Genomic DNA, 23766 nt, shown 5'->3' with positions numbered 1-23766 from the left:
TCCGCAATAAGTCCCCGCCCCGGGAGGGGCAAGGCGCGCCTGACGCGCGACGCGCTCTGTGCTAGCACGCCCGTCAGATGAGTTTCTGGGGCAAGATCCTGGGCAGCATGGCAGGCTTCGCCATGGGGGGCCCCTTCGGCGCCATGGTTGGCGCGGCGGTCGGCCATGCGGCCGACCAGGGCGCCGTGCCGGGCTCGGGGCGCATCCCACCAAGCGCGGCCGATATGGTGCACATGCTGGGCGGCAAGGAGAACCTGTTCTCCTTCGCCATCGTCGTGCTGTCGGCCAAGCTCGCGAAAGTCGACGGCCCGGTGAAGCGGGCCGAGATCGAGGCCTTCCGCACCATGTTCCGCGTGCCGGAGGAATCGCTGCGCGATGTCGGGCGGCTGTTCGACCAGGCGCGCGAGACCGCCGAGGGCTGGGAACCCTTCGCGGAAAAGCTCGGCGAGGCCTTCGCCGACAACAAGGCGATGCTGGAGGACGTGCTGGCCGCGCTGGTGCGGATCGCCCGCGCCGATGGGCCGGTCACGAAATACGAAGGCGACATGCTGCGCGGCATCCATGCGCGCTTCGGCCTGGATGCCGGCGCCTGGCAGCGCGCAAAGGGCGGCAACCCGCGCGGCATCAGTGCGCAGCAGATGGAAGACCCCTACCCGGTGCTCGGCCTGACGCGCGAAGCCTCGGACGAGCAGGTCCGCGCCGCCTGGAAGCAGCTGATGCGGGAAAACCACCCGGACAGCCTGGCCTCGCGCGGCGTGCCGGAGGAATTCGTCAAGCGCGCCACGGGCAAGGTGGCAGAGATCAACGCGGCCTGGGACCGGATCAAGCGCGAGCGCGGGCTGTGACGCACGCCGCGCCGGCCCAGGCTGCTGTCACCGAACGGCAGCGCCAGTCTGGCCTCGGGAGCGGGTCCTGACGCTCGCGGTCATCGAGGCACCGAGCCCCAACCAGGACGACCGCCCGGACGGGATGCCGATCGATATGCTCGTGCTGCACTACACCGGCATGCGCTCCGGCGCCGAGGCCATAGAACGCCTGCGCGACCCGGCCGCAAAGGTGTCGTCGCACTACGTTGTGGAGGAAGACGGCGCCATCTTCCGCCTGGTCCCGGACCACCGTCGCGCCGCGCATGCCGGCATCTCCCACTGGCGCGGCCACACCGCACTGAACGCACGTTCGATCGGCATCGAGATCGTCAATCCCGGCCATGAGTGGGGCTACCGCGCCTTCCCCGCACTGCAGATGGCGGCGGTCTGCGACCTCTGCCTCGATATCCTCGCGCGCCATCCCATCCCGCCGCGCAACGTGGTCGCGCACAGCGACATCGCGCCGGACCGCAAGCAGGACCCGGGCGAGTTGTTCGACTGGGAAGGCCTGGCACGCAACGGCGTCGGGCTGTGGCCTGGCGCGGACCCGCCGGCACCGGACAAAGGCGCCACGCTGCCGCTGCTCGGCGCCATCGGCTACCGCACCGACCTGTCGCTGCCCGTGCTGGTCACGGCCTTTCAGCGTCATTGGCTGCCCGGACGCGCCGATGGCATCGCCGATGACGCCACGCGCGCCCGCATCGCCGCCGTGGCCGCGTTGTGCCGCTGAGGCGGTGCGCGACGCCGCCGACATCGCGCGCTTCGTTGACCGCCGCCCGGAGATCCGTACTGCGCTCGCCACGGTGGCGGCGCATGGCCCGCCCGGCGGCTGGATCGGCGCGGGCGTGCTGCGCAATGCGGTGTGGGATGCGCTGAGCGGGCGCGACCCGGCCGCGATCCCGCCCTCCGATATCGACGTGGTGTTCCATCACGCGGCCGATGCGTCGCCGGCCCGCGACCGCCTTGCGCAGGCGCGGCTGGTGCTCGCCACACCCGGCCTGCCGTGGTCGGTCACGAACCAGGCCCGCATGGCGCCGCGCAACGGCCATGCACCCTATGCCGGCCTGGCCGAGGCGATCGCGCATTGGCCGGAGACCGCGACCGCCTTCGCCGCGCGGCTTGGCCCCGGCGGGGTAGAGATCCTTGCCCCGCATGGCCTGGACGACCTGCTGGCCATGATCCTGCGCCCGACGCCGGCCCATGCCGTGGACCCGGCGGCGATGCATGCCCGTATCGCCGCCAAGGGATGGCTCAGCCGCTGGCCGCGCCTTCAGTTCGCGGCGCCGTAGCGGGCGTCGGTCAGGTGTTCCACCACGGCATGGCCCGCGGCGCTTCGTCCCGCCCCTCGCGGATCGCCTTCGTCGCGTTGCCGCGATGGATCCCAATGTCGCGCAGCATGCGGTCGTCCATCTCCCCGACCAGTTTCGCCGCGCGGCGGCGCTCCACCGCCTCCACCGCCGCCACCCACAGGCGCATCAGCGGGCCGGGCGCATCGGTGACGACGCGCTGGGCCGGGCGCGCTGCGGTCCGGAGGGGGTTGGCGATGGGTTCGACGGACATGGTCTGCTCCTGCGGTGCGGGGTTGCGTGATGCACCGTGCTGGGGAGAGTGCGCCGCATGGCCCGGCGTGCAGAAGCGCCTCGCGCTCACGACGGGTGTGAGGAATACTCACGCCCATGCGCCCGACCCGCCTGCCCAGCATGGAACAGCTCCGCGCCCTGGATGCCGCGCTGCGTGCCGGCAGCTTCGGCCAGGCCGGGGAGGCGCTCGGCCTCACGCATGGCGCGATCAGCCGGCACGTCGCGGCGCTGGAGGCGATGCTGGGCGCGCCGCTGTTCCGGCGCGGGCCGAAGGGGGCCGAGCCGACCGCGCTGGCGCGGCGCTACCACGGGGAAGTCGCGCCGCTGCTGGCGGGCATCGAGGACGCCACGCGCCGCGCCGCCACGCGCCGCCGCCGCGCGCAGGATGCCGGCGGCGAGGTCCGCATCGGCGTGGTGCCGACCTTCGCCGCGCGCTGGCTGCTGCCGCGCCTGCCGGAGTTCAACGCCGCGCATCCGGCCATCCGCGTCGATGTGGTGGCGACGACGGAATTGCAGGACCCGCAGCGCCAGGGCCTCGATTTCCTGGTGCGGCACGGCATCCCGCCCTGGCCGGGGCTCGAGGCCGAGTTGCTGCTGCCCGAGACGCTGCGGCCGGTGCGATCGCCGGACTTCAAGCTGCGCGGCACGCCCTCGATCAAGGCCATCGCCGAACGCATCCCGCTGATCTTCGACGTCAACCGTGACCATTGGGCGGCCTGGCTGGCGGCCGCCGGCTGGCGCGGCGCGCCGCCCACCAACGGGCCGGTGTTCAGCGATTTCGGCCTGACGCTGGAGGCCGCGGCGGCGGGGCTCGGCCTGGCGCTGGCGCGCGGGGACCTGGCGGACCGGGAGATCGCCTCCGGGCGGCTGGTCTATGCGCATCCCTTCGCTGCGCCGGGGCCGCGTGCGCACCACCTGGCGAGGCCCGCCGGCCACCTGCGCCGCCCGGCGCAGGTCTTGTGGGACTGGATGCGGGCGCGCGCCTCGGCCTGATGCCGCCGGTATCCGCTTTTCGCGGGCCCGCGATCGCCTTGTGCCAGCAGCATGCCGCCGGGCGGCCGGCGCGCCGCAGTCGCGACGGCGGCACATGGCCACGCCGCGGGCCGCGGGCCGGGCGCGCGTCAGCGCAGCAGCGCGGCGTAGCGGTCGCGATAGGCGAACAGCAGCATCGCCGTCAGCACCGCCAGGATGCCCGCAATCGGCAACCCGCCCGGGTTCAGCACCAGGTGGAACAGGATGATCACGGTGATGATCGGCAGCAACATCAGCAGCCCCAGCGCCGGCGCGCGGTTGAACAGCAGCATCAGCCCGGCCACCAGGTCGATCGTCTTCATCATCGGCCAGAGGAAGCCGCTGTCGCGCAGCGCGGCTTCGAAGCGCAGGCCGGCATCCGAAGTGGGCGGATGGATCAGGTCGTGGCCGGTGATCATCCAGACGAAGCCGTTGGCGGCGCCGATCAGGAACAGCAGGGCGAGCAGGATACGCGGGATATCGGTGGTGACGATGCGGAACATGAGACTCTCGAAAGATGCGGCGGCGCTTGGTGAAGCACGAACGGCGTGGGCCGACGAGGACCGCCGGGGTCGCGGTGTGAAGCACGTCACGGGTCGCGCACGCTTGACGCGCAGCGCCCCGACGGCGCACACCCGCGGCGGCGTCAGACGGCCGGGCGGCCGCTGGTCCGCGAGCGATCGTGGGCTGGAGGAAAGTCCGGGCTCCACGGGACTACGGTGCCGGCTAATGGCCGGCGGGGGCGACCCCAGGGAAAGTGCCACAGAGAACAGACCGCCCGGACGCCGCGAGGCTTCCGGGCAAGGGTGAAACGGTGGGGCAAGAGCCCACCGCGCTTCCGGCAACGGCGGCGGCACGGCAAACCCCACCGGGAGCAAGGCCGAATAGGGGCGGACGGCGTAGCGCGGCAACGCGTTGACGCAGGGGCGGTCCCGCCCTTCCGCCCGGGTTGGCCGCGCGAAGCCCGCAGCGATGCGGGTTCCAGAGGAATGGCCGTCCGTGCCCGGCAACGGGTGCGACAGAACCCGGCTTACAGGCCGTCTGGCGCCGCCTTCGCGAGGCCGTCGCGAAAAACCCTTCGTGTTTCCTCAACAATTCGGGCAGCCTCACCGCGCAACCGGCGGTAAACATAGTGTTTTTCGTGCAACAGCACGCAGCCGCAAGATTCTTTCTCCCTTGCTGTCCCGTCTTTTCCCGTGTTATCCCATGTCATCCCATGAGGATCCCAGCAAGCTCGGGGGGGCGAGCGGGATCCGGAGCGGGATGGTCGGGCGAGCCGGCGGGGTCGGGGGGCCTCGCCGGCCGCTGACCCGGGCCGGAACAGCAATCTTGAGCGGCCCCGACGGGCCGCACGCGGGGGGCGATGACCCGGTTCCTGGGCACGCACAAGGGGAAGTTGGACAAGAAGGGGCGCATCTCCGTGCCCGCCAGCTTCCGCAGCGCGCTTGCGGGGCTCGGCGAACACGAGATGGTCTTCTTCCCATCCTACACGCAACCCTGCATCGAATGCTGGCCCGCACGCGTCTTCGACGACGCGACCGCCGGCCATGACGATCTCGACCTGTTCTCCAAGGATGCCGACGACCTCGCCGGCGCGGTCTTCGCCCAGGCGGCGCAGATGCGCCCCGATGGCGAGGGGCGCGTCTCGCTCGAGGAACGCCACATCGCCGCGGCCGGCCTGACCGAGGCGATCCTGTTCATCGGCGTGCGCCGCCGCTTCCAGATCTGGGATGCCGAGCGCGGCGAAGCCTTCCTGCGCGATTCCATCGCCAACGCCCGCGACAAGGGGCTGACGCTGGCCGCCAGCACCCGCACGGGGGCGCAGCCATGACCGGGCACCTGCCCGTCATGCTGGCCGAGGTGCTGGCCAGCCTGGCCCCGCGCGACGATGCCGCCTACCTCGACTGTACCTTCGGCGGCGGCGGCTATGCCGCGGCTATCCTCGACTCCGCGCCGCGCTGCACGCTGTTCGCAATGGACCGTGATCCCGATGCGATCGCCCGCGGTGCCGACCTCGTCGCGCGCCATGCCCCCCGGCTGCAGCTCATCGAAGGCCGTTTCGGCGACATGCTGGACCTGCTGGCCGCCCGCGGTGTGACCGCGCTGGACGGCGTGGTGATGGACCTCGGCGTGTCGTCCTTCCAGCTCGACCAGGCGGAGCGCGGCTTCTCCTTCCGCGCCGACGGGCCGCTCGACATGCGCATGGAACGGCACGGGCCGTCCGCCGCCGACCTGGTGAACACGCTGCCCGAGGCCGAACTGGCCGACATCCTGTACCGATTAGGCGAGGAACGCTTCTCCCGCCGCATTGCCCGCGCCATCGTCGCGCGCCGGGCCGAACAACCCTTCGCGACCACCGGCGACCTCGCGGCGCTGGTGCGTTCCAAGGTGCCGCGCGACCCCTCCGGCATCGACGGCGCCACGCGGTCCTTCCAGGCGCTGCGCCTCGCGGTGAACGACGAACTCGGCGAGGTCGAGCGCGGGATTGCCGCCGCTGCGCAGCTGCTCGCCCCCGGCGGGCGACTGGTGGTGGTGGCGTTCCATTCGCTGGAGGACCGCATCGCCAAGCGCTTCATGGCCGAGGCCGCGGGCCGCGGCACCGGCGCCTCCCGCCACGACCCCGGCGCGCTGACCCGCCGCACCGCTCCGCGCTTCCGCCTGCTGACACCGCGCGCGCTCAGGCCCAGCGAGGCCGAGACACGCGACAACCCGCGCGCGCGCTCCGCCCGCCTGCGCGCGCTGGAACGCCTCGAGGAGGCCGCATGATCCGCCCCTTCACGCTGCTTAGCATGGTCGCCGCCGCAGGGGCGGGCCTGTACCTTTATCAGGTCAAGCATTCCGTCGCGCAGCTCGACCGCGAGCTGCGCGGCATCAACCGCCAGACCGAACAGGCGCGTGAACGCACCCAGGTGCTGCGCGCCGAATGGGCGCTGCTGAACGAACCCGACCGGCTGCGCCAGGTGGCGCAGCGGCATCTGGCGCTCGAGGCGATGACGCCCGCGCAGTTCGTTCGGCCCGCCGAGATGGAACGCCGCCTGCCCCCGCCGCGGCAATTCGCCGGCGTGCCGTCCCTGTTCGCGCCGGTGGAACCTGCCGGCGATGGCAGCGCGACCGCGATCGCCCTGGCCGCGGCGGCGCCGCGCGCACCCGTCGCACCCGCCCCCGCCCCGCCCGTGGCGGTCGCCGCCGCGCCCGCGGCAGCCGCACCCCCACCCGCCGCACCCGCGCCCGCCGCCGCAGCGCCACGCCCGGCGGCGGCCGAACCCGCGCCCGCGCCGGTTGCCCTCGCCGCCGCCGAGACGCCCCGCCCGGCCCCACGCCCCGCGGCGCCGCGCCCTGCACCGCCGCCGGCGCCGGTGCGTGCGGCCATGCATGTCGAACGCCCCACCGCGACACCCGCCGTGGCGCCGCAGCGCGTGGCAGCCCCCATCGCCGCGCCGACCGTGGTCTCGGCTCTGGGCGGCAGCGGGCCGGCCCTCGCGCCGCCGGTGCCGATCGCACGCGCCGCCGCGGCCACGCTCCCCGGCGCGCGCTAGGCATGACCCACATCCCCCCACCCATCAGCATGCGCCCGCCCGAGCCCGGCGCGGCGCCGGCCAGCAGCCAGATGCTGCGGCGCGCCGCGACGACCGAGGCACCGCCCCGCGCCGTGGTGCGCGTGACGCAGCCGGACCTGATGCGCCGCGCCATCCTGGAGCGCACGCGGGGGCGCCTAGTGATCGCGGCCTTCGGCTTCGCCGGGCTGTTCGGCGCGGTGGCGCTGAAGCTCGCCTTCGCGACGGTGATCGCGCCGGCGGAACCGCGCCGCGCGGCTGCGCTGTCGCGCCCGCCTGCCCCGGCGGCCGAGGCGCCCGTCGCCCGTGCGACCGTCACCGACCGCAATGGTGAGATCCTGGCGGTCTCGCTGCCGCTCACCGCGCTCTATGCCAACCCGCGGCAAATCGACAATCCGGGCGAGGTAGCCGACAGGCTGCGCCGCGTGCTGCCGCAGCTCGACCGCGAACGCCTGGTGCAGCGGCTGTCGGGCGAACGGCAATTCGCCTACATCGCGCGCGCGCTGACGCCGCGGGAGGTGGCGCAGGTCAATGCGCTCGGCATCCCCGGCCTGCATTTCGAGGAAGCCGAGCGCCGCTACTTCCCGCAGGGCCGCACCGCCGCGCACATCATCGGCGGCGTGGACGTGGACGGCCACGGCATCGCCGGCGTCGAGCGCTTCCACGATACGCGCCTGCGTGAACAGGCGAACGAACGCCTGCGCCTGTCGCTCGACATCCGCGTGCAGCTGGCGCTGCGCGACGCCGTGCAGCGCGGCATCACCGAATTCAACGGCATCGGCGGCGCCGGTGTGGTGATGGACGTGCAGACCGGCGAGGTGCTGGCCATGGTCAGCTTGCCGGACTACGACGCGAACGACGTGGGGGCGGCCACGGTCGACCAGCGCTTCAACCGCGTCACCGTCGGCGTCTACGAACCGGGCTCCACCTTCAAGCTGCTGACCGCGGCGATGGCGCTGGACTACGGCACCATCCAGCCCTGGGGCGGCTACGACGCCTCGCGCCCGATCCGCGTCGGGCGATTCGAGATCAACGACTACCGCGGCAAGAACCGGTGGCTCGCGCTGCCGGAGATCCTCGCCTACTCCTCGAACCTGGCCTCGGCGCACATGGCCGCGGCGGTGGGCGTGACCCGGCACCGCGAATTCATGCAGCGCATGGGCATGACCTCGCGCCTGCGCATCGAGATCCCGGAGACCGCGCTACCGCTGGTGCCGGGTCAGCGGACTTGGCGCGAATTGAACACCATGACGATCGGCTTCGGCCACGGCATTTCCGTAACACCGCTGCATGTCGCGACGGCGGGCGCCACCATCGTGAATGGCGGCATCCTGCGCCAGCCGACCATCCTGTGGCAGCAGCCCGGCGTCGAGCGCGAGGGCGTGCGCGTGCTGAGCGAACGCACCTCAGACCTGATGCGCCGCTTCATGCGCCTGGTGGTGACCGACGGGTCGGGCCGTTCGGCCGAAGTTCCGGGGTATTTCGTCGGCGGCAAGACCGGCACTGCGCAGAAGACCGGCCCGCGCGGCGGCTACCTCGAGAACAAGCGCATCGCCGCCTTCGTCGGCGCCTTCCCGATGCATGCGCCGCGGTACGCGGTCTATGTGATGGTCGACGAACCGAAGCCGAACGCGCGCAGCCATGGCTTCGCCACCGCGGGCTGGGTTGCCGCGCCGGCGGCGGGCATGGTGATCCAGCGCATCGCGCCGATCCTGGGCATGCTGCCCGAACCCGCCACGCCCGAGATCCAGCGCGCGCTGGCCGCGCCGATGAACGGGCGCGGCATCCCGGGCATCGCGGTGCCCGCCGCGGCGCCGCCACGCCCCGCCGCGCGCCCCGCCGTGCAGCGCCCCGGCCCCACGCCCGCCGCCGCTGCCGAACCGCAGCGGGAGGCCGGCCTTGCGCCTCGGTGACATGATGCACCGCGCCGGCCTGCCCGCGCTGTCGGAGGATGCGGCGATCGTCGGCCTCACCGCCGACAGCCGCGCCGTCGGCCCCGGCATGGTCTTCGCGGCCCTGCCGGGTGCGCGGGCCGATGGCCGCGCCTTCATCGCTGATGCGGTGGACCGTGGCGCGGCCGCGGTGATCGCACCGGCCGGCACCGAATGGCCGCCCGGCGTGCCGGTGCGCCCGATGATCACCAGCGCCGACCCGCGCCGCACCCTCGCACTGATGGCCGCTGCCTTCCATGGCGCGCAGCCGCGCAGCGTGGTGGCGGTGACGGGCACCAACGGCAAGACCAGCACGGTCGATTTCCTGCGCCAGATCTGGACCGCGTGCGGTGAACGCGCGGCCTCGCTCGGCACGCTCGGCCTGGTGGCGGAGGGATTTCCGCCCGGCCCCACGCTGACCACGCCGGATCCCGTGGCGCTGCACGCAACGCTCGCCGCGCTCGCGCGCGCGGGCTTCGGTGCGGCGGCGATGGAGGCGTCCTCGCACGGCATTGACCAGCGGCGGCTCGATGGCGTGGTGCTGGCGGCGGCGGGGTTCAGCAACCTCACGCGCGACCACTTGGACTACCACGGGTCGATGGAGGCGTATCGCGCCGCCAAGCTGCGACTGTTCGACACGCTGCTGCCGGTCGGGGCTGCGGCCGTCGCCTGCACCGGCATGGATGCCGCGACGCTCGATGCGCTGCAGGCCATTGCGCGAAACCGCCGGCTGCGTTTGCTGACGGTGGGCGAGGCCGGCGACGCGGTGCGCCTGCTCTCGGCGCAACCGCTACCGGATGGCCAGGCGCTGGCCATCGAAGCCTTCGGCGCGCGCCATGACCTCGTGCTGCCGCTGCCAGGGCGCTTCCAGGCCGACAACGCCCTGCTCGCGGCCGCGCTCGCCGTCAGCGCCGGCCTTCCGGCCGACCAGGTCTTCGCCGCGCTGCCGCACCTCGCAGGCGTGCGTGGTCGGATGGAGCGTGCCGCAGTGCTGGCGAACGGCGCGGCGGTCTATGTCGACTATGCGCATACGCCCGATGCACTGGCGCGGCTGCTCGCCGCGCTCCGCCCGCATACCGCGCAGCGGCTGCATGTCCTGTTCGGTGCGGGCGGGGATCGCGACCCGGGCAAGCGACCATTGATGGGCGCGGCCGCCGCCGACGGCGCGGACCGCGTCTGGGTCACCGACGACAATCCGCGCAGCGAGGACCCTGCCACGATCCGCGCCGCCGTGCTGGCCGGCGCGCCGGGCGCGATCGATGCCGGTGAGCGGGAGGCGGCGATCGCCGCCGCGCTGGCGGACCTCGACCCGGGCGACGTGCTCGCGGTGGCCGGCAAGGGGCACGAGAGCGGGCAGGAGATCGCCGGCGTCGTGCACCCCTTCGACGACGTGGCTGTGGTGCGCCGCCTCCTGGGTGTCGAACCATGACCGCGCTGTGGACCAGCGCCGAACTGCGTGCCGCGACCGGCGGGACGTTGGCGCGCGAGGTCGCGGTGACGGGCATTTCCATCGATACGCGGTCCATCGTGCCCGGCGACCTATTCGTGGCCTTGCGCGATGCGCGCGACGGGCACGACTTCGTCGCCCAGGCGCTCGGGAAAGGCGCGGCGGCCGCGCTGGTCGACCGCGACCCGCCCGGTGTCGACGCCGATGCGCCACTGCTGCGCGTGGCCGACACGCTGGCGGGCCTCACCGCACTCGGCGCCGCGGGGCGTGCCCGCAGCGTGGCGCGCGTGGTGGGCGTGACCGGGTCGGTCGGCAAGACCACCACCAAGGAGATGCTGCGCGTTGCACTCTCCGCCTTCGGTCCCACGCATGCCTCGGCGGCATCCTTCAACAACCATTGGGGCGTGCCGATCACGCTGGCGCGGCTGCCGCGCGACGCCGCCTTCGCCGTGGTCGAGATGGGCATGAACAACCGCGGCGAGATCGCGCCGCTGTCGCGTCTGGCGCGCCCGCATGTCGCGCTCATCACCAACATCGGCACCGCACATATTGGGCGGCTGGGCAGCGAGGACGCGATCGCCGAGGAAAAGGGCGACATCATCGCCGGAGTCGCACCCGGCGGGACCCTGGTGCTGCCCGCGGATAGCCGCTTCGCCGCGACGGTCGCGCAGCGCGCGCACGGCGTGGGCCTGGCCGTGCTGACGCATGGCGAAACACCTGGCGCCGATGCGCGGCTGGTCGGCTACGAGGGCGACAGCGAAGGCGGGCGGGCGGAGATCATCCTGCGCGGCGAGCGCATCGGCGTGATGCTCGCGACACCCGGCCGCCATGTGGCCCTGAATGCCTGCGCGGCGCTGGCCGCGATCGCCGCGCTGGGGTTGAACGCACGCACCGGCGCCGCAGCCCTGCCCGCCTTCGGCGCGCCGGCCGGACGTGGGCGGCGCAGTCGCATCACGGTCGCCGACGGCGAGGCGCTGCTGATCGACGATTCCTACAACGCATCGCCGCCTTCGATCCGCGCGGGGCTTTCCGTACTCGCGGCACAGGCGGCGGCGCGGCGCATCGCCGCACTCGGCGACATGCTCGAACTCGGCGCGGATGGTGCGGCGATCCATGCCTCCCTCGCGCCGGATGCGGCGGCCGCCTGCGACCTGGTCTTCTGCTGCGGGGAAATGATGGGGCATCTCTATCGCGCGCTGCCTGACGCCAGGCGCGGCGCGCATCTGCCGGACTCGACGGCGCTGGCGCCCGTGCTGCGCGATGCGCTGCGCGCGGGGGATGCGGTCTTGGTGAAGGGATCGCTCGGGTCGCGCATGAAGGTCGTGGTCGATGCGCTGACCGCTGGGGAACGCGCATGATCTACACCTTCCTCACGCCCTTCGCGGACGACTTCCAGCTGTTCAACCTGGCGCGCTACCACACCTTCCGCGCCGGCGCGGCGGCCATGACGGCGCTCGTGATCTGCCTGGTGTTCGGCAACAGCATCATCGCCTGGCTGCGGTCCTTCCAGCGCGGCGGCCAGCCGATCCGCGACGACGGCCCCGAGCGCCACCTGATCGAAAAGAAGGGCACGCCCACCATGGGTGGCGTGATGATCCTGGGCGCGCTGGTGGTCTCCACGCTCCTGTGGGCCGACCTGCGGTCCGGCATGGTGTGGGCGGTGCTGGTCGTGACGGTGGGCTACGGCGCGCTCGGCTTTGCCGATGACTGGCTGAAGGTGACCAAGCGCAACACCAAGGGCGTGTCGGGTCGCATGAAGCTGGCCGTGCAGGCGGGGCTCGGCCTGCTCGCGGCGGTCTGGATCACGTGGCTGATGCCCGGGCCGCTGTCGACCACGCTGGCGGTGCCGTTCCTCAAGGAATTGCTGGTGCCCTTCGGCCTGCTGTTCCCGCTGGTTGGCATGCTGGTAATGATGGGCGCGTCGAACGCGGTGAACCTGACCGACGGGCTCGATGGACTCGCGATCGTGCCGGTGATGATCGCGGCGGCGGTCTTCGCGCTGATCGCGTATCTCGTCGGCAACCGCATCTTCGCCGACTACCTTCAGTTGCACTACGTGCCGGGCACCGGTGAGCTCGCGGTCTTCGCCTCGGCGCTGATCGGCGCGGCGCTCGGCTTCCTGTGGTTCAACGCGCCACCGGCGGCGGTGTTCATGGGCGATACGGGGTCGCTCGCACTCGGTGGCGCACTGGGTGCGCTGGCGGTGGCGACCAAGCACGAGATCGTTCTCGCGATCGTGGGCGGCCTGTTCGTGGTCGAGACGGTGTCGGTCATCATCCAGGTGTTCTGGTTCAAGCGCACAGGGCGGCGCGTCTTCCTGATGGCGCCGCTGCACCACCACTTCGAAAAGAAGGGCTGGGCGGAGCCCACCATCGTCATCCGCTTCTGGATCATCGCGATGATCCTGGCACTCGTCGGCCTCAGCACGCTGAAGATCCGATGAACGCACCCTCGCCTCCCTTCACCCCTTTCCTTGGCGCGCGGATCGCCGTGGTTGGGCTCGGCCGTGCCGGGTTGCCGGCGGCGCTGCGCCTGGTCGAATGGGGTGCGGAGGTCGAGGCCTGGGACGATGGCGAAGCGCAGCGCGCCGCCGCCACGGTGGCGGGGCTGACGCTGCGCGACCCCAGCGAGGGGCGCTTTCGTGCCGATGCGCTGCTGCTCTCACCGGGTATCCCGCATCTGCTGCCGCGCGCGCATCCCGCCGCCGAAGCAGCGCGCGCGGCCGGCGCGCCGGTCCTGTGCGACGTGGAGTTTCTCTATCGCGCCGTGCTCGCCGCGCAGTCCCGAGCACGCTTCGTCGGCGTCACCGGGACCAACGGGAAATCGACCACGACGGCGCTGATCCACCACGTCCTCACGAAGGCGGGACGCGTCGCGCAGGTCGGTGGCAATCTCGGCCCGCCGGCCCTGTCTCTCAACATCTTGGGGTCGGAGGGGGTCTATACCCTCGAAATGTCGTCCTACATGTTGGAGCGAATCGCGACGCTGCGCTTCAACGTGGCTGTCATGCTGAACCTCAGCCCAGATCACCTCGACCGTCATGGCGACATGGCCGGCTATGCCGCTGCGAAGGCGAGGATCTTCGCGCGGCAGTCGCATGAGGATGTCGCGGTACTGGGCCAGGATGACGCCATCACGGCCGCGATGGCCGCGGGCCTGGCCGCGCGGATCGTGCCGATCTCGGCCGACACGGCGCAGCCCGGCGGCATCTGGGCCGAAGGACCGGTGCTGCGCGACGACGATGGCCCGATCGCTGACCTGCGCGACGCGCGCGCACTGCCTGGCAGCCACAATGCGCAGAATGCGGCTGCGGCAGCGGCAGCCTGCCGCGCCCTCGGCGTGGCGCGCGCCGACATCGCCGCGGGGATCGCGACCTTCGCCGGCCTGCAGCATCGGCTCGAGCGCGTGGGCGAGGCGCGCGGCGTGGTCTTCGTGAACGACAGCAAGGCGACCAACGCCGACAGCGCAGCGCGCGCGCTCGCCTCCTACGACCGCGTCGTCTGGATTGCCGGCGGCGAGGCGAAGGAAGGCGGCATCGAGAGCCTCGTGCCGTACTTCCCGCGCATCGCGCACGCGGTCCTCATCGGGCGCGACGCGGCGGTGCTGGCGCGCACGCTCGCCGCGCATGGCATCCCGCATGAGGTCGCCGGCACGCTCGATGCCGCTGTGCCGGCCGCGGCGGCAGCGGCCTTTGCGGGCGCGGCGCCGGTGGTGCTGCTCTCGCCGGCCTGTGCGTCGTGGGACCAGTTCAGCGGCTTCGATGAGCGCGGGGACAGCTTCCGCGACCTGGCACGATCGATCGCCGCCACGCATGGAAGGGCCGCCTGATGGCGTTCTCGCGCGCCGATACCTCCGTGCTGGGCCGCTGGTGGTGGACGGTCGACCGCTGGACGCTTGCGGCGCTGATGACGCTGATCGCCTTCGGCTATGTGATGATGCTGGCGGCCTCGCCGGCGGTGGCGGAACGCATCGGTGCGTCGTCGCGGCACATGTTCTTCATCAAGCAGGTCGCGTACCTCGCGATGGCCGCCGCGTTGATGGTCGCGGTCTCGCTGCTCTCCGTGAAGGGTGTGCGACGCTTCGCGCTGCTGGGCTTCGCCGCCGCGCTGGTGCTCACCGCGGCTACGCTCGTTGTCGGTGTCGAGATCAAGGGCGCGCGCCGCTGGCTGCCGATCCCCGGGCTGTCCCTGCAGCCCTCGGAATTCCTCAAGCCGTTCTTCGCCGTGGTCGCCGGCTGGCTGATCGCCGAGGGCAAGCTGCCGGGGTCGAAGGTCTGGGGGGCCACCATCGCGGTCGTGCTGTTCCTGATGGTGGCCGCCATCCTGAAGGGGCAGCCGGATATCGGGATGCTTCTCGTGGTCTGCGCGGTATTCTTCGCGCAGTTCTTCGTGGCGGGCATGAACCTGTTCCTGGTCGGTGCGGTGGGTGGCCTCGGCATCGCGGGCGCGGTTGGCGCCTACATGATCTTTCCGCACGTGCAGTCACGCGTGCATCGCTTCCTCGACCCGTCCTCGGGCGATTCCTTCCAGGTGAGCGTGGCGCTCGAGGCCTTCGCGAATGGCGGGCTGCTCGGCCGCGGCCCGGGCGAGGGGCGCGTCAAGAACGTGCTGCCCGACGCGCATGCCGACTTCGTCTTCGCCGTGGCGGGCGAGGAGTTCGGCATGGTGCTGTGTCTGGTCATCCTCGCGATCTTCGCCTTCATCGTGGTGCGCGGCTTGATGCGCCTGCTGGGCGAGACCGACCTGTTCATCATGCTGGCGGGCACGGGCCTGCTCACGCAGTTCGGCCTGCAGGCCTTCGTCAACATGGCCTCCACGCTGCACCTGATCCCGACCAAGGGCATGACGCTGCCCTTCGTGTCCTATGGCGGGTCGTCGGTGCTGGCCATCGCAATGGGCATGGGGATGCTGCTTGCGCTCACGCGCCGGCGAACGGGATCGCGCGCAGGGGCCGATGCCGAACCCGCACACGCCCCCGTCGCGATGGCGGCGGGAGGGGCGCGGTGAGGGGCCCCGCGGTGCGCCCCATCATCATCGCCGCCGGCGGCACGGGCGGGCACCTGTTCCCGGCCGAGGCACTGGCGGCTGAGCTGCTGCGCCGCGGCGAACGCATCGCGCTGATGACCGATGCGCGTTCCGCCGCCTATGACAGCGCCGCCTTCGCCAATGCCGAGCGCTTCGTGCTGCGCGGCGGGGGGCTGTCCGGGCGCGGGCTGCGCGGCGCGGCCTCGGGCGCGATGGCGCTGGTCGCGGGTACCGCGCAGGCGCGCCGGCATCTCGCGGCGCTGCAGCCATCCGCGGTGGTGGGCTTCGGCGGTTACGCGTCCTTCCCGCCACTCGCCGCGGCTCGGCTGATGGCGCCCGCGCGACGTCCGGCGATCGTGCTGCATGAGCAGAACGCTGTGCTCGGGCGCGCGAACCGGCTGATGGCACGCGTGGCCGACCTGCTGGCGCTGTCCTTCCCCAACACCTCGCAGGTGCCGGCGGGCGCCACGGTCGCCATGGTTGGCAATCCGGTGCGTCCCGCACTCGCGGCATTGGCCGGGCAGCCCTATCCTCTCCCACCCGACGGCGGCGCGCTGCGGCTGCTGGTGACGGGCGGGAGCCAGGGCGCGCGCATCTTCGCCGATGTCGTGCCGCCCGCGATCGCCGCACTGCCCGAAGCGATCCGCGCGCGGTTGCTGGTGACGCAGCAATGCCGCGCGGAAGACCTCGCGCGCACCGAGACGGCCTATCGCGATGCTGGCGTGGTCGCGGACCTCGCGCCATTCTTTCCGGATATCGCCGGTCGGCTCGCGACGGCGCACCTGGTCATCGCGCGCGCAGGTGCCTCCACGATTTCCGAACTGGAATGCGCGGGGCGTCCATCGATCCTGGTGCCGCTGCCATCGGCGATCGACGACCATCAGAACGCCAATGCGCGCGCGCTGGCCGAAGCGGATGCGGCCTGGGTCTACCCGCAGACGGCCTTCACGCCGGGCGCGCTCGCCGAACGCCTCGTCGCGCTATTTGCGTTTCCGGCGCGGCTGCAATCCGCGGCGGTCGCGGCGTCCGCGTTGGCACGCCCGCATGCGGCGCGCGATCTTGCGGACCGCGTGCTCGCCCTTGTCCGCCAGCCAGCCATGGGGGCCGCCTGATGCGCGCGCTGCCGCTCAATATCGGCGCCATCCACTTCGTGGGCATCGGCGGCATCGGCATGTCCGGCATCGCGGAGGTGCTGCACACGCTGGGCTACCAGGTGCAGGGCAGCGATCTCAACGACGGTGCCAATGTGCAGCGCCTGCGCGCGGTCGGCATTCCCGTCGCGGTTGGGCACGACGCGGCGAATCTCGGTGATGCGCAGGTGGTGGTCGTCTCGACCGCGGTGAAGCGCGACAACCCCGAGGTCGTGGCCGCACGCAAGCGACTGATCCCGGTGGTGCGCCGCGCCGAGATGCTGGCCGAACTGATGCGCCTCAAGTGGTCCATCGCCATCGGCGGCACGCACGGCAAGACCACGACAACGTCGCTGGTCGCCGCGGTGCTCGAAGCCGCGCGGCTCGACCCGACCGTGATCAACGGCGGGATCATCAACGCCTATGGCACCAACACGCGCATGGGTGCGGGCGACTGGATGGTGGTGGAGGCAGATGAATCCGACGGGTCCTTCCTCAAGCTGCCCGCCGTCGTCGCCGTAGTCACCAACATGGACCCGGAGCACCTCGACCACTGGGGCACCGGGGAGGCGATGAAGGAAGGCTACGCGCAGTTCGTCGGCAACATCCCCTTCTACGGCTTCGCCGTGCTGTGCATGGACCATCCGGAAGTGCAGGCGATGATCCCGCGCCTGTCCGACCGGCGCATCGTGACCTACGGCTTCTCGCCCCAGGCCGATGTACGCGCCGAGCGAATCATCACCGACCGCATGGGCGCGACCTTCGAGGTCACGGTGACCGACCGCGCCACCGGGCGCGTGCGGTCCATGAAGCCCTTCCGCCTGCCGATGCTGGGCCAGCACAATGTGCAGAACGCGCTGGCCGCCATCGCGATCGGCGTCGAGATGGAGGTGGACGAGGGCACCATCCGCTCCGCGCTGGCCGGCTTCAAGGGCGTGAAGCGCCGCTTCACTCGCACGGGTGAAGCGGGCGGCATCACCGTGATCGACGACTACGGCCACCACCCGGTCGAGATCGCAGCCGTGCTCAAGGCCGCGCGCCAGGCCGGCGCGCGCGACGTGGTCGCGGTGGTGCAACCGCACCGCTATTCGCGCCTCGCCTCGCTCTTCGAGGATTTCTGTACGTGCATGAACGATGCCGGCACGGTGATCGTGGCGGATGTCTATGCGGCGGGTGAACAGCCCATCGAAGGCATGGACAAGGACGCGCTTGTGGAAGGCCTGCGCGCGCGCGGCCACCGGTCGGTCGTGCCGCTCCCCGGGCCGGACAGCCTGCCGGAGATGATCCACGCCATCGCACGGTCGGGCGACTACGTCGTTTGCCTGGGCGCAGGAAACATCACGTCCTGGGCGCATGCACTGCCGGGGCAGCTCAACGACCTGCAGCAGCGCGCGCGTGGGCGGCTCGCGGGGGCGATGAAATGATGGCCGCGACGGCGCATCGCCCGGATCGCCTGGTGCCGCCGCCCGATGGCGTACCGGCGCTACGCGGGCGCGTGACGCGCGATGCGCCGCTTGGTGGCTCCACCTGGTTCCGTGTCGGCGGCGCGGCGGATGTGCTGGTACGCCCGGCCGATGCCGAGGATCTGGTCGCGCTGCTGCGCGACTTACCGGCGACCACGCCGCTGACGGTACTCGGCGCGGCATCGAACCTCATCATCCGCGATGGCGGGATCGCGGGTGTCACGCTGCGCCTCGCACGCGGCTTCGGCGATGTTACGGTGGAGGCCGGCGGCATCGTCGCCGGTGCGGCCGCACTCGACGTGACGGTGGCGGAGACCGCGGCGGCGCATGCGCTGGGCGGCCTCGAATTCCTGGTCGGCATTCCAGGCACGATCGGCGGCGCGGTGGCGATGAATGCCGGCGCCTACGGGGCCGAAGTGAAGGACGTGCTCGACTGGGCGGAGGTCGCAACCGGCACCGGCATCATCCGCATGTCGGCCGCTGATCTGCACTTCGCTTATCGCCGCGCCGTGCTGCCGCCGCGCAGCGTCGTCATCCGCGCCAGGCTGCGTGCCACACCCGGCGATGCCGCGGCCATCGCCGCGCGGCTCAACGACATCCGCACGGCGCGCGAGGCGACGCAGCCCGTGCGTGCGCGCACCGGCGGTTCCACCTTCAAGAACCCGCCGGGCGACCGCAAGGCCTGGCAGTTGATCGACGCCGCCGGCTGTCGCGGCCTGACCCTCGGCGCCGCGCAGGTCAGCGAGAAGCACTGCAACTTCCTCATCAACACCGGCGGCGCCACCGCCGCGCAGATCGAGGCGCTGGGCGAGGACGTTCGCGCCCGCGTACGCGCCGCCACCGGCGTCGATCTGGAATGGGAAATCCGCCGCATCGGGAGGCCTGCATGACTCAGCACGTCGCGGTCCTGTATGGCGGCATCTCGGCCGAACGCGAGGTCTCGCTCTCCTCCGGGAAACAATGCATCGCGGCGCTGCGCGAAGCGGGCTTCACCGTGACGCCGATCGACGTCACCGAGGACCTCACCGCCGTCATCCATGCACTCACGCATCCGCGCCCCGACGCGGTGTTCAACGCGCTGCACGGCCGCTTCGGCGAGGATGGCTGCATCCAGGGCGTGCTCGACTGGCTCGGCCTGCCCTACACGCATTCGGGACTGCGCGCGTCGGCGCTCGCGATGGACAAGGCCGCCGCCAAGGCCGTTTTCCGCCAGGCCGGGCTGCCCGTGGCCGAACACCGCCTGGTGACGCGCGACGAACTTGAAGCCGCCGATCCGCTGCCGCTGCCCTATGTCGTGAAGCCGGTGAACGAGGGTTCGTCCGTCGGCGTGCACATCGTCCAGCAGGGCGACAACCGGCGCGCCGAGATCGCACGCAGCTGGCGCTACGGCGACCACGCCATGGCGGAATCCTACATCCCCGGCCGCGAACTCACGGTCGGCGTGATGGGTGACCGCGCGCTGGCAGTGACCGACATCATCGCCGATGCCGGCGTCTTCTACGACTACGAGAGCAAGTACGCCGATGGCGGGTCGCGCCACGTTCTGCCCGCTCACATCAGCGAGGACGCCTATGGCCGGGCGCTCGACATCGCGCTGCGCGCGCACCAGGCGCTGGGCTGCCGCGGCGCCTCGCGCGCCGATTTCCGCTACGACGAGGCCGCAGACCGGCTGGTGCTGCTGGAAGTGAATACGCAGCCGGGCCTGACACCGACGTCGCTGCTGCCCGAACAGGCGGCGCATTGCGGCATCCCCTTCCCCGCGCTGTGCGCCTGGATGGTCAGGGAGGCCCGCCATGGCGCGTGAACGCCTCGCACGCACATCGAAGCCGCAGCGCGAACCTTCGCGCCCGTCGCGCCTGCGCATATGGGTGAAGCGCCGTCGGTCGCTGGTGAAGCCCGCGATCTACGGCGTCCTCGGCCTCGGCGCGCTCGGCGTACTGGTGCTGGCAGTGCGCGCGGTCGACCCCGCCGGGCGCGTTCGCGGTGTGGCGGACAGCTTCGCGCATGTCGGCGAATCCCTTGGCATGACCGTGCAGCAGGTGATCCTGGAAGGGCGGCGCAACACGCCGACCGACATGATCCGCGCGGCACTCGGCGTCTCTCGCGGCGACCCAATCCTGGATTTCTCGCCCGAGGCGGCGCGCACCCGCATCGAGACCATCGCCTGGGTGCAGACCGCGCATGTCGAACGCCGCCTGCCCGGCACGATCCTGGTGCGCATCGAGGAACGCCGGCCCTTCGCGATCTGGCAGAACAACACGCGCTTCGTGATCATTGACCGCGACGGCCGCGTGGTGGCGGCCGATGGGCTCGACCAATTCGGCCCGCTGCCGCTGCTGGTCGGCCCCGGCGCCGATTCCGCCGGCCCCGCGCTGTACGACCTGCTGAAGCGCGAACAGGACGTGGCCGACCGCGTGCAGGCCATGGTGCGCATCCACGAACGCCGCTGGAACCTGCGACTGCACAACGGCACCGACGTGCTCCTGCCCGAAGGTGCCGAGGCCGCCGCCATCCAGCGGCTGGCGGAATTGCAGCGGGAGGCGCGGCTGCTCGACCGCCCGCTCGCCGCCATCGACCTGCGCCTGCCCGACCGCCTGGTGCTGCGCCCGACGCGCCAGGCGGAACCGAGCGAGATCATCACCCCACGGCCTGGCGGAGCACGCCGCGGATGAACCAGATGTCTCGCCTGCCGCCGCCGATCGAACCCGGCGCGCCGCCGCGCCGCCGCCGCCATGCGCGCAGCGGCACCTTTGGCGTGCTCGACATCGGCTCGACCAAGGCGGTCTGCATGATCGCCCGCATCGAGAGCGACGGCACGCCGCGTGTGCTCGGATTCGGCTGGCGCCAGGGCCGCGGCGTCAAGGGCGGGTCGATCGTCGACCTCGAGGAAGCCGAACGCGCCATCCGCGCCGCCGTCGGCCAGGCCGAGGAGATGGCGGATACGCGCCTGCCCGGCGTGATCGTGAACCTCTCCTGCGGGCAGCCCGACAGCCGGCAGCTTCACATCCAATGGGGCATCGGCGGACGCGCCGTGACCGAACAGGACCTGCGCGCCATCCTGCACGAAGGCCGCCGCCGCACGGTCGAGGACGGGCGGGAGACGGTGCACGCCATCCCGCTGGCGTTCACCGTCGATGCCACGCCCGGCGTCGAGGACCCGCGCAGCATGATCTGCGACACGCTGGGCGCGCGACTGCACATGGTCAGCGCCTCGCAGGCCTCGCTGCGCAACCTCGGCGCCTGCCTGCTGCGATGTGATCTCGAAGTGGAGGAACTCGTCTCCGCACCCTTCGCCGCCGGCCTCGCAACCCTGGTCGATGACGAGAAGCAACTCGGCGCGACCGTCATCGACATGGGCGGCGGCACCACGTCGCTCGCGGTGTTCAGCGAGGGGCACCTGGTCCACACCGCGCAGGTCGCGATCGGCGGCGGCCAGGTGACGAACGACATCGCGACCGTGCTGGCCACGCCGCTGACGCATGCCGAACGCATCAAGACCCTGCACGGCAGCGTGCATGGCGGCGCCGACGACGACCGCGAATTCCTGCCGGTCCCGCTGCTGGGCGAGGACGAGCACGCCATCGCGCGCATCCCGCGCAGCATGATCGTGAACATCATCAAGCCTCGACTAGAGGAGACCTTCGAGCTCGTGCGCGAACGACTCGATGCCGCATCGCTCGGGCGCGAGGGCGGCACGCGTGTGGTGCTCACCGGCGGCGGCAGCCAGCTGGTCGGCGCGCGGGAGCTCGCCGCACGCATCCTTGACCGCCAGGTGCGCATCGGCCGCCCGCTGCCCGTGCGCGGGCTTGCGGAAGCGGCCTCGGGCCCGGCCTTCGCGAATGCCATCGGGCTGCTGCTCTGGGGGGCCGGGGAAGGCCGCCCGGTGCTCGACATCGCGCCCGGCCCGGCGCGCGCCGGCAGCCCGTTCCGCCGCTTCGTCAACTGGGTGAAGGACCGCGTGTGAATGCGCCTCGCCCCGAATCGATTCCACCGCGTAGACACGATCAACCAGGAGGCCCGCCCATGACCCTGAACCTGACCGTGCCGCAGCAGCAGCACACCGATTTCAGCCCGCGCATCACCGTGGTGGGCGTGGGCGGCGGCGGCACCAACGCGGTCAACAACATGATCGCGATGGGCCTCGACGGCGTCGAATTCCTGGTCGCCAACACCGACAGCCAGTCGCTGTTCCATTCGCGCGCCGAACGCCGCGTGCAGTTGGGCCCGCACCTGACGCAGGGCCTGGGCGCCGGTGCGAAGCCCGAGATCGGGCGCGCCGCGGCCGAGGAAGCGATGGAAGAACTCGCCCGCCACATCGAAGGCGTGCACATGGTCTTCATCACCGCCGGCATGGGCGGCGGCACCGGCACGGGGGCTGCGCCGGTGATCGCGCGGATGGCGCGCGAGCGCGGCATCCTGACCGTCGGCGTAGTGACCAAGCCGTTCGACTTCGAAGGGCCGAAGCGCAAGAAGTCCGCCGATTCGGGCATCGAGGAACTGCAGTCCTTCGTCGATACGCTGATCGTCATCCCGAACCAGAACCTGTTCAGGCTGGCCAATGAACGCACCACCTTCCAGGAAGCGTTCAAGATGGCCGACAATGTCCTGTACATGGGCGTGCGTGGCGTGACCGACCTGATGGTCAATCCCGGCATGGTGAACCTCGATTTCGCCGACATCCGCACTGTCATGGCCGAGATGGGCAAGGCGATGATGGGCACCGGCGAGGCCGAGGGCGATGACCGCGCTACCAAGGCCGCCGAGGCCGCCATCAGCAACCCGCTGCTCGAGGACATTTCGATGGCCGGCGCGCGCGGGGTGCTGATCAACATCACCGGCGGCTACGACATGACCCTGTTCGAGGTCGACGCCGCCGCCAACCGCATCCGCAAGGAAGTGGACGAGGACGCGAACATCATCTTCGGCACCTCGGTCGACGAGGGTATGAACGGGCGCGTGCGCGTCTCGGTCGTCGCGACGGGCATCGACGTGGCGTCGGCGAACGGCCGGGGCGAGGTGCCGCTGAAGCTGGTCGCGAATGGCGCGCCCACGCAGGCGGTGGCCACGCAGTCCGTGGCGCCGGCCGCTCCGGTGCGCACGTCGCCGTCCTTCATCCGCACCGTGGCGGCGCCGGCCCCGGCGCCGGCGATGCGCCCGGCGGTCGTGGACTCCACGCCCGAGCAGCCGCCGCTGGCTGAGCCGGAGGCGCTGGACGCCTATGCCCCCGCGCACCAGGCGCCGGCGGACGCGCCGATCGTCGTCGGCCCCGCCGTGACCGCCGAACCCGTCGCGCCGCGCCAGCCCGAACCGGCGCGCCAGTCCTCCGGCATGATGAGCAGCTTGTTCAAGCGGGCGACCAACGTGACCGGCATGATGCGCCGCACCCTGCCGGAGGCCCAGCCGCCAATGGCGCAGCATGCGGTGCGCGTTGAACCCTCGGTTGTGCCGCAGCACGCGGTACCCGCGCAGCGCGCGGCCCCGCGCGCCGCGGCGCCGGACGAAATGGGCCTCGAGATCCCGACCTTCCTGCGCCGTCAGCACAATCCCTGACCGCATCGGCCGTTTTTTGGCCTTATTTTGCGCTGCACTAATTCAATGTTTTCAGTGGCTTGCAGCGTAATATAGAGAAACAAGGCTTGAATAGCGCCCCGGCTCGCAGAATGCTTCTGTGATCCGGGGCGTTGCCCATCACAGCATCGCGCCGCATCGAGGGGGATGCGGCACCTGCGGTGAAGGCAGCGACGCCCCCGAAAGGCACGA

General features: G+C 71.7%; 22 protein-coding genes and 1 other RNA gene. 21 read left to right on the top strand and 2 right to left on the bottom strand.

The window, feature by feature from the left end; all coding sequences use genetic code 11:
- Positions 1 to 77 precede the first annotated feature (77 nt).
- The 3 genes from MWM08_RS05255 (at position 78) to MWM08_RS05245 (ending at position 2155) form a co-directional block, all read left to right on the top strand.
- On the top strand, positions 78 to 845 hold the full coding sequence (locus tag MWM08_RS05255; RefSeq protein WP_244458419.1) for a TerB family tellurite resistance protein: 768 nt from the start codon (positions 78 to 80) through the stop codon (positions 843 to 845).
- Positions 846 to 969: 124 nt separating this feature from the next.
- Positions 970 to 1596: an N-acetylmuramoyl-L-alanine amidase gene (locus tag MWM08_RS05250; protein ID WP_244458418.1), complete on the top strand. Its 627-nt coding sequence runs from the start codon at positions 970 to 972 to the stop codon at positions 1594 to 1596.
- A gap of 4 nt (positions 1597 to 1600) precedes the next feature.
- Positions 1601 to 2155 (top strand): nucleotidyltransferase family protein, encoded by a 555-nt coding sequence (locus MWM08_RS05245; protein WP_244458417.1) that lies wholly within the window; start codon positions 1601 to 1603, stop codon positions 2153 to 2155.
- Positions 2156 to 2165: 10 nt separating this feature from the next.
- On the opposite strand, the gene MWM08_RS05240 is transcribed toward MWM08_RS05245, so the two are convergent.
- Positions 2166 to 2426 (bottom strand): YjiS-like domain-containing protein, encoded by a 261-nt coding sequence (locus MWM08_RS05240; RefSeq protein WP_244458416.1) that lies wholly within the window; start codon positions 2424 to 2426, stop codon positions 2166 to 2168.
- Positions 2427 to 2542: 116 nt separating this feature from the next.
- Here MWM08_RS05240 and MWM08_RS05235 point away from each other — a divergent pair, with 116 nt between their 5' ends.
- The gene (locus MWM08_RS05235) at positions 2543 to 3439 is read left to right on the top strand and encodes a LysR substrate-binding domain-containing protein (RefSeq protein ID WP_244458415.1); all 897 of its coding nucleotides are present in this window, start codon (positions 2543 to 2545) and stop codon (positions 3437 to 3439) included.
- 128 nt (positions 3440 to 3567) lie between these two features.
- On the opposite strand, the gene MWM08_RS05230 is transcribed toward MWM08_RS05235, so the two are convergent.
- Positions 3568 to 3960 (bottom strand): hypothetical protein, encoded by a 393-nt coding sequence (locus tag MWM08_RS05230; RefSeq protein WP_244458414.1) that lies wholly within the window; start codon positions 3958 to 3960, stop codon positions 3568 to 3570.
- 143 nt (positions 3961 to 4103) lie between these two features.
- Between MWM08_RS05230 and rnpB the strand changes: the two genes are divergently transcribed.
- The 17 genes from rnpB (at position 4104) to ftsZ (ending at position 23556) form a co-directional block, all read left to right on the top strand.
- An RNA gene (rnpB, locus tag MWM08_RS05225) (RNase P RNA component class A) lies at positions 4104 to 4506 on the top strand.
- Between the two features lie 314 nt (positions 4507 to 4820).
- Positions 4821 to 5288: a division/cell wall cluster transcriptional repressor MraZ gene (locus MWM08_RS05220; RefSeq protein ID WP_244458413.1), complete on the top strand. Its 468-nt coding sequence runs from the start codon at positions 4821 to 4823 to the stop codon at positions 5286 to 5288.
- Positions 5285 to 6223, top strand: coding sequence for a 16S rRNA (cytosine(1402)-N(4))-methyltransferase RsmH (gene rsmH / locus MWM08_RS05215; RefSeq protein WP_244458412.1), 939 nt, complete (start codon positions 5285 to 5287; stop codon positions 6221 to 6223). Before MWM08_RS05220 ends, rsmH begins: the two co-directional genes overlap by 4 nt.
- On the top strand, positions 6220 to 6993 hold the full coding sequence (gene ftsL, locus MWM08_RS05210; RefSeq protein ID WP_244458411.1) for a cell division protein FtsL: 774 nt from the start codon (positions 6220 to 6222) through the stop codon (positions 6991 to 6993). Before rsmH ends, ftsL begins: the two co-directional genes overlap by 4 nt.
- A gap of 2 nt (positions 6994 to 6995) precedes the next feature.
- A complete protein-coding gene (locus tag MWM08_RS05205) occupies positions 6996 to 8924 on the top strand; it encodes a peptidoglycan D,D-transpeptidase FtsI family protein (RefSeq protein WP_244458410.1) in 1929 nt (642 codons plus the stop codon).
- Position 8925: 1 nt separating this feature from the next.
- A complete protein-coding gene (locus tag MWM08_RS05200) occupies positions 8926 to 10371 on the top strand; it encodes a UDP-N-acetylmuramoyl-L-alanyl-D-glutamate--2,6-diaminopimelate ligase (RefSeq protein ID WP_244460064.1) in 1446 nt (481 codons plus the stop codon).
- Positions 10368 to 11747, top strand: coding sequence for a UDP-N-acetylmuramoyl-tripeptide--D-alanyl-D-alanine ligase (locus tag MWM08_RS05195; RefSeq protein ID WP_244458409.1), 1380 nt, complete (start codon positions 10368 to 10370; stop codon positions 11745 to 11747). The genes MWM08_RS05200 and MWM08_RS05195 overlap by 4 nt, the downstream gene beginning before the upstream one ends.
- Positions 11744 to 12832: a phospho-N-acetylmuramoyl-pentapeptide-transferase gene (mraY, locus tag MWM08_RS05190; RefSeq protein WP_244458408.1), complete on the top strand. Its 1089-nt coding sequence runs from the start codon at positions 11744 to 11746 to the stop codon at positions 12830 to 12832. Before MWM08_RS05195 ends, mraY begins: the two co-directional genes overlap by 4 nt.
- A complete protein-coding gene (gene murD, locus MWM08_RS05185) occupies positions 12829 to 14217 on the top strand; it encodes a UDP-N-acetylmuramoyl-L-alanine--D-glutamate ligase (RefSeq protein WP_244458407.1) in 1389 nt (462 codons plus the stop codon). The genes mraY and murD overlap by 4 nt, the downstream gene beginning before the upstream one ends.
- Complete coding sequence (locus MWM08_RS05180; protein ID WP_244458406.1) at positions 14217 to 15395, top strand: FtsW/RodA/SpoVE family cell cycle protein; 1179 nt, start codon at positions 14217 to 14219, stop codon at positions 15393 to 15395. Before murD ends, MWM08_RS05180 begins: the two co-directional genes overlap by 1 nt.
- On the top strand, positions 15392 to 16525 hold the full coding sequence (gene murG / locus MWM08_RS05175) for an undecaprenyldiphospho-muramoylpentapeptide beta-N-acetylglucosaminyltransferase (protein ID WP_244458405.1): 1134 nt from the start codon (positions 15392 to 15394) through the stop codon (positions 16523 to 16525). Before MWM08_RS05180 ends, murG begins: the two co-directional genes overlap by 4 nt.
- Entirely contained in the window at positions 16525 to 17967 is a 1443-nt protein-coding gene (gene murC, locus MWM08_RS05170) for a UDP-N-acetylmuramate--L-alanine ligase (RefSeq protein WP_244458404.1), read from the top strand. Before murG ends, murC begins: the two co-directional genes overlap by 1 nt.
- On the top strand, positions 17964 to 18896 hold the full coding sequence (gene murB, locus MWM08_RS05165) for a UDP-N-acetylmuramate dehydrogenase (RefSeq protein WP_423816011.1): 933 nt from the start codon (positions 17964 to 17966) through the stop codon (positions 18894 to 18896). The genes murC and murB overlap by 4 nt, the downstream gene beginning before the upstream one ends.
- On the top strand, positions 18893 to 19810 hold the full coding sequence (locus MWM08_RS05160; protein ID WP_244458403.1) for a D-alanine--D-alanine ligase: 918 nt from the start codon (positions 18893 to 18895) through the stop codon (positions 19808 to 19810). Before murB ends, MWM08_RS05160 begins: the two co-directional genes overlap by 4 nt.
- A complete protein-coding gene (locus MWM08_RS05155) occupies positions 19800 to 20678 on the top strand; it encodes a cell division protein FtsQ/DivIB (protein ID WP_244458402.1) in 879 nt (292 codons plus the stop codon). Before MWM08_RS05160 ends, MWM08_RS05155 begins: the two co-directional genes overlap by 11 nt.
- Complete coding sequence (ftsA, locus tag MWM08_RS05150; RefSeq protein ID WP_244458401.1) at positions 20675 to 21970, top strand: cell division protein FtsA; 1296 nt, start codon at positions 20675 to 20677, stop codon at positions 21968 to 21970. The genes MWM08_RS05155 and ftsA overlap by 4 nt, the downstream gene beginning before the upstream one ends.
- 59 nt (positions 21971 to 22029) lie before the next feature.
- Positions 22030 to 23556 (top strand): cell division protein FtsZ, encoded by a 1527-nt coding sequence (ftsZ, locus tag MWM08_RS05145; RefSeq protein WP_244458400.1) that lies wholly within the window; start codon positions 22030 to 22032, stop codon positions 23554 to 23556.
- The last annotated feature ends 210 nt before the right edge of the window (positions 23557 to 23766 follow it).

Origin of the sequence: Roseomonas fluvialis (assembly GCF_022846615.1) — a bacterium.
GTDB classification, from domain to species: Bacteria; Pseudomonadota; Alphaproteobacteria; order Acetobacterales; family Acetobacteraceae; genus Neoroseomonas; species Neoroseomonas fluvialis.
The sequence above is the reverse complement of the archived record's forward strand: the minus strand, read 5'-3'. Positions and strand labels throughout refer to the sequence as shown.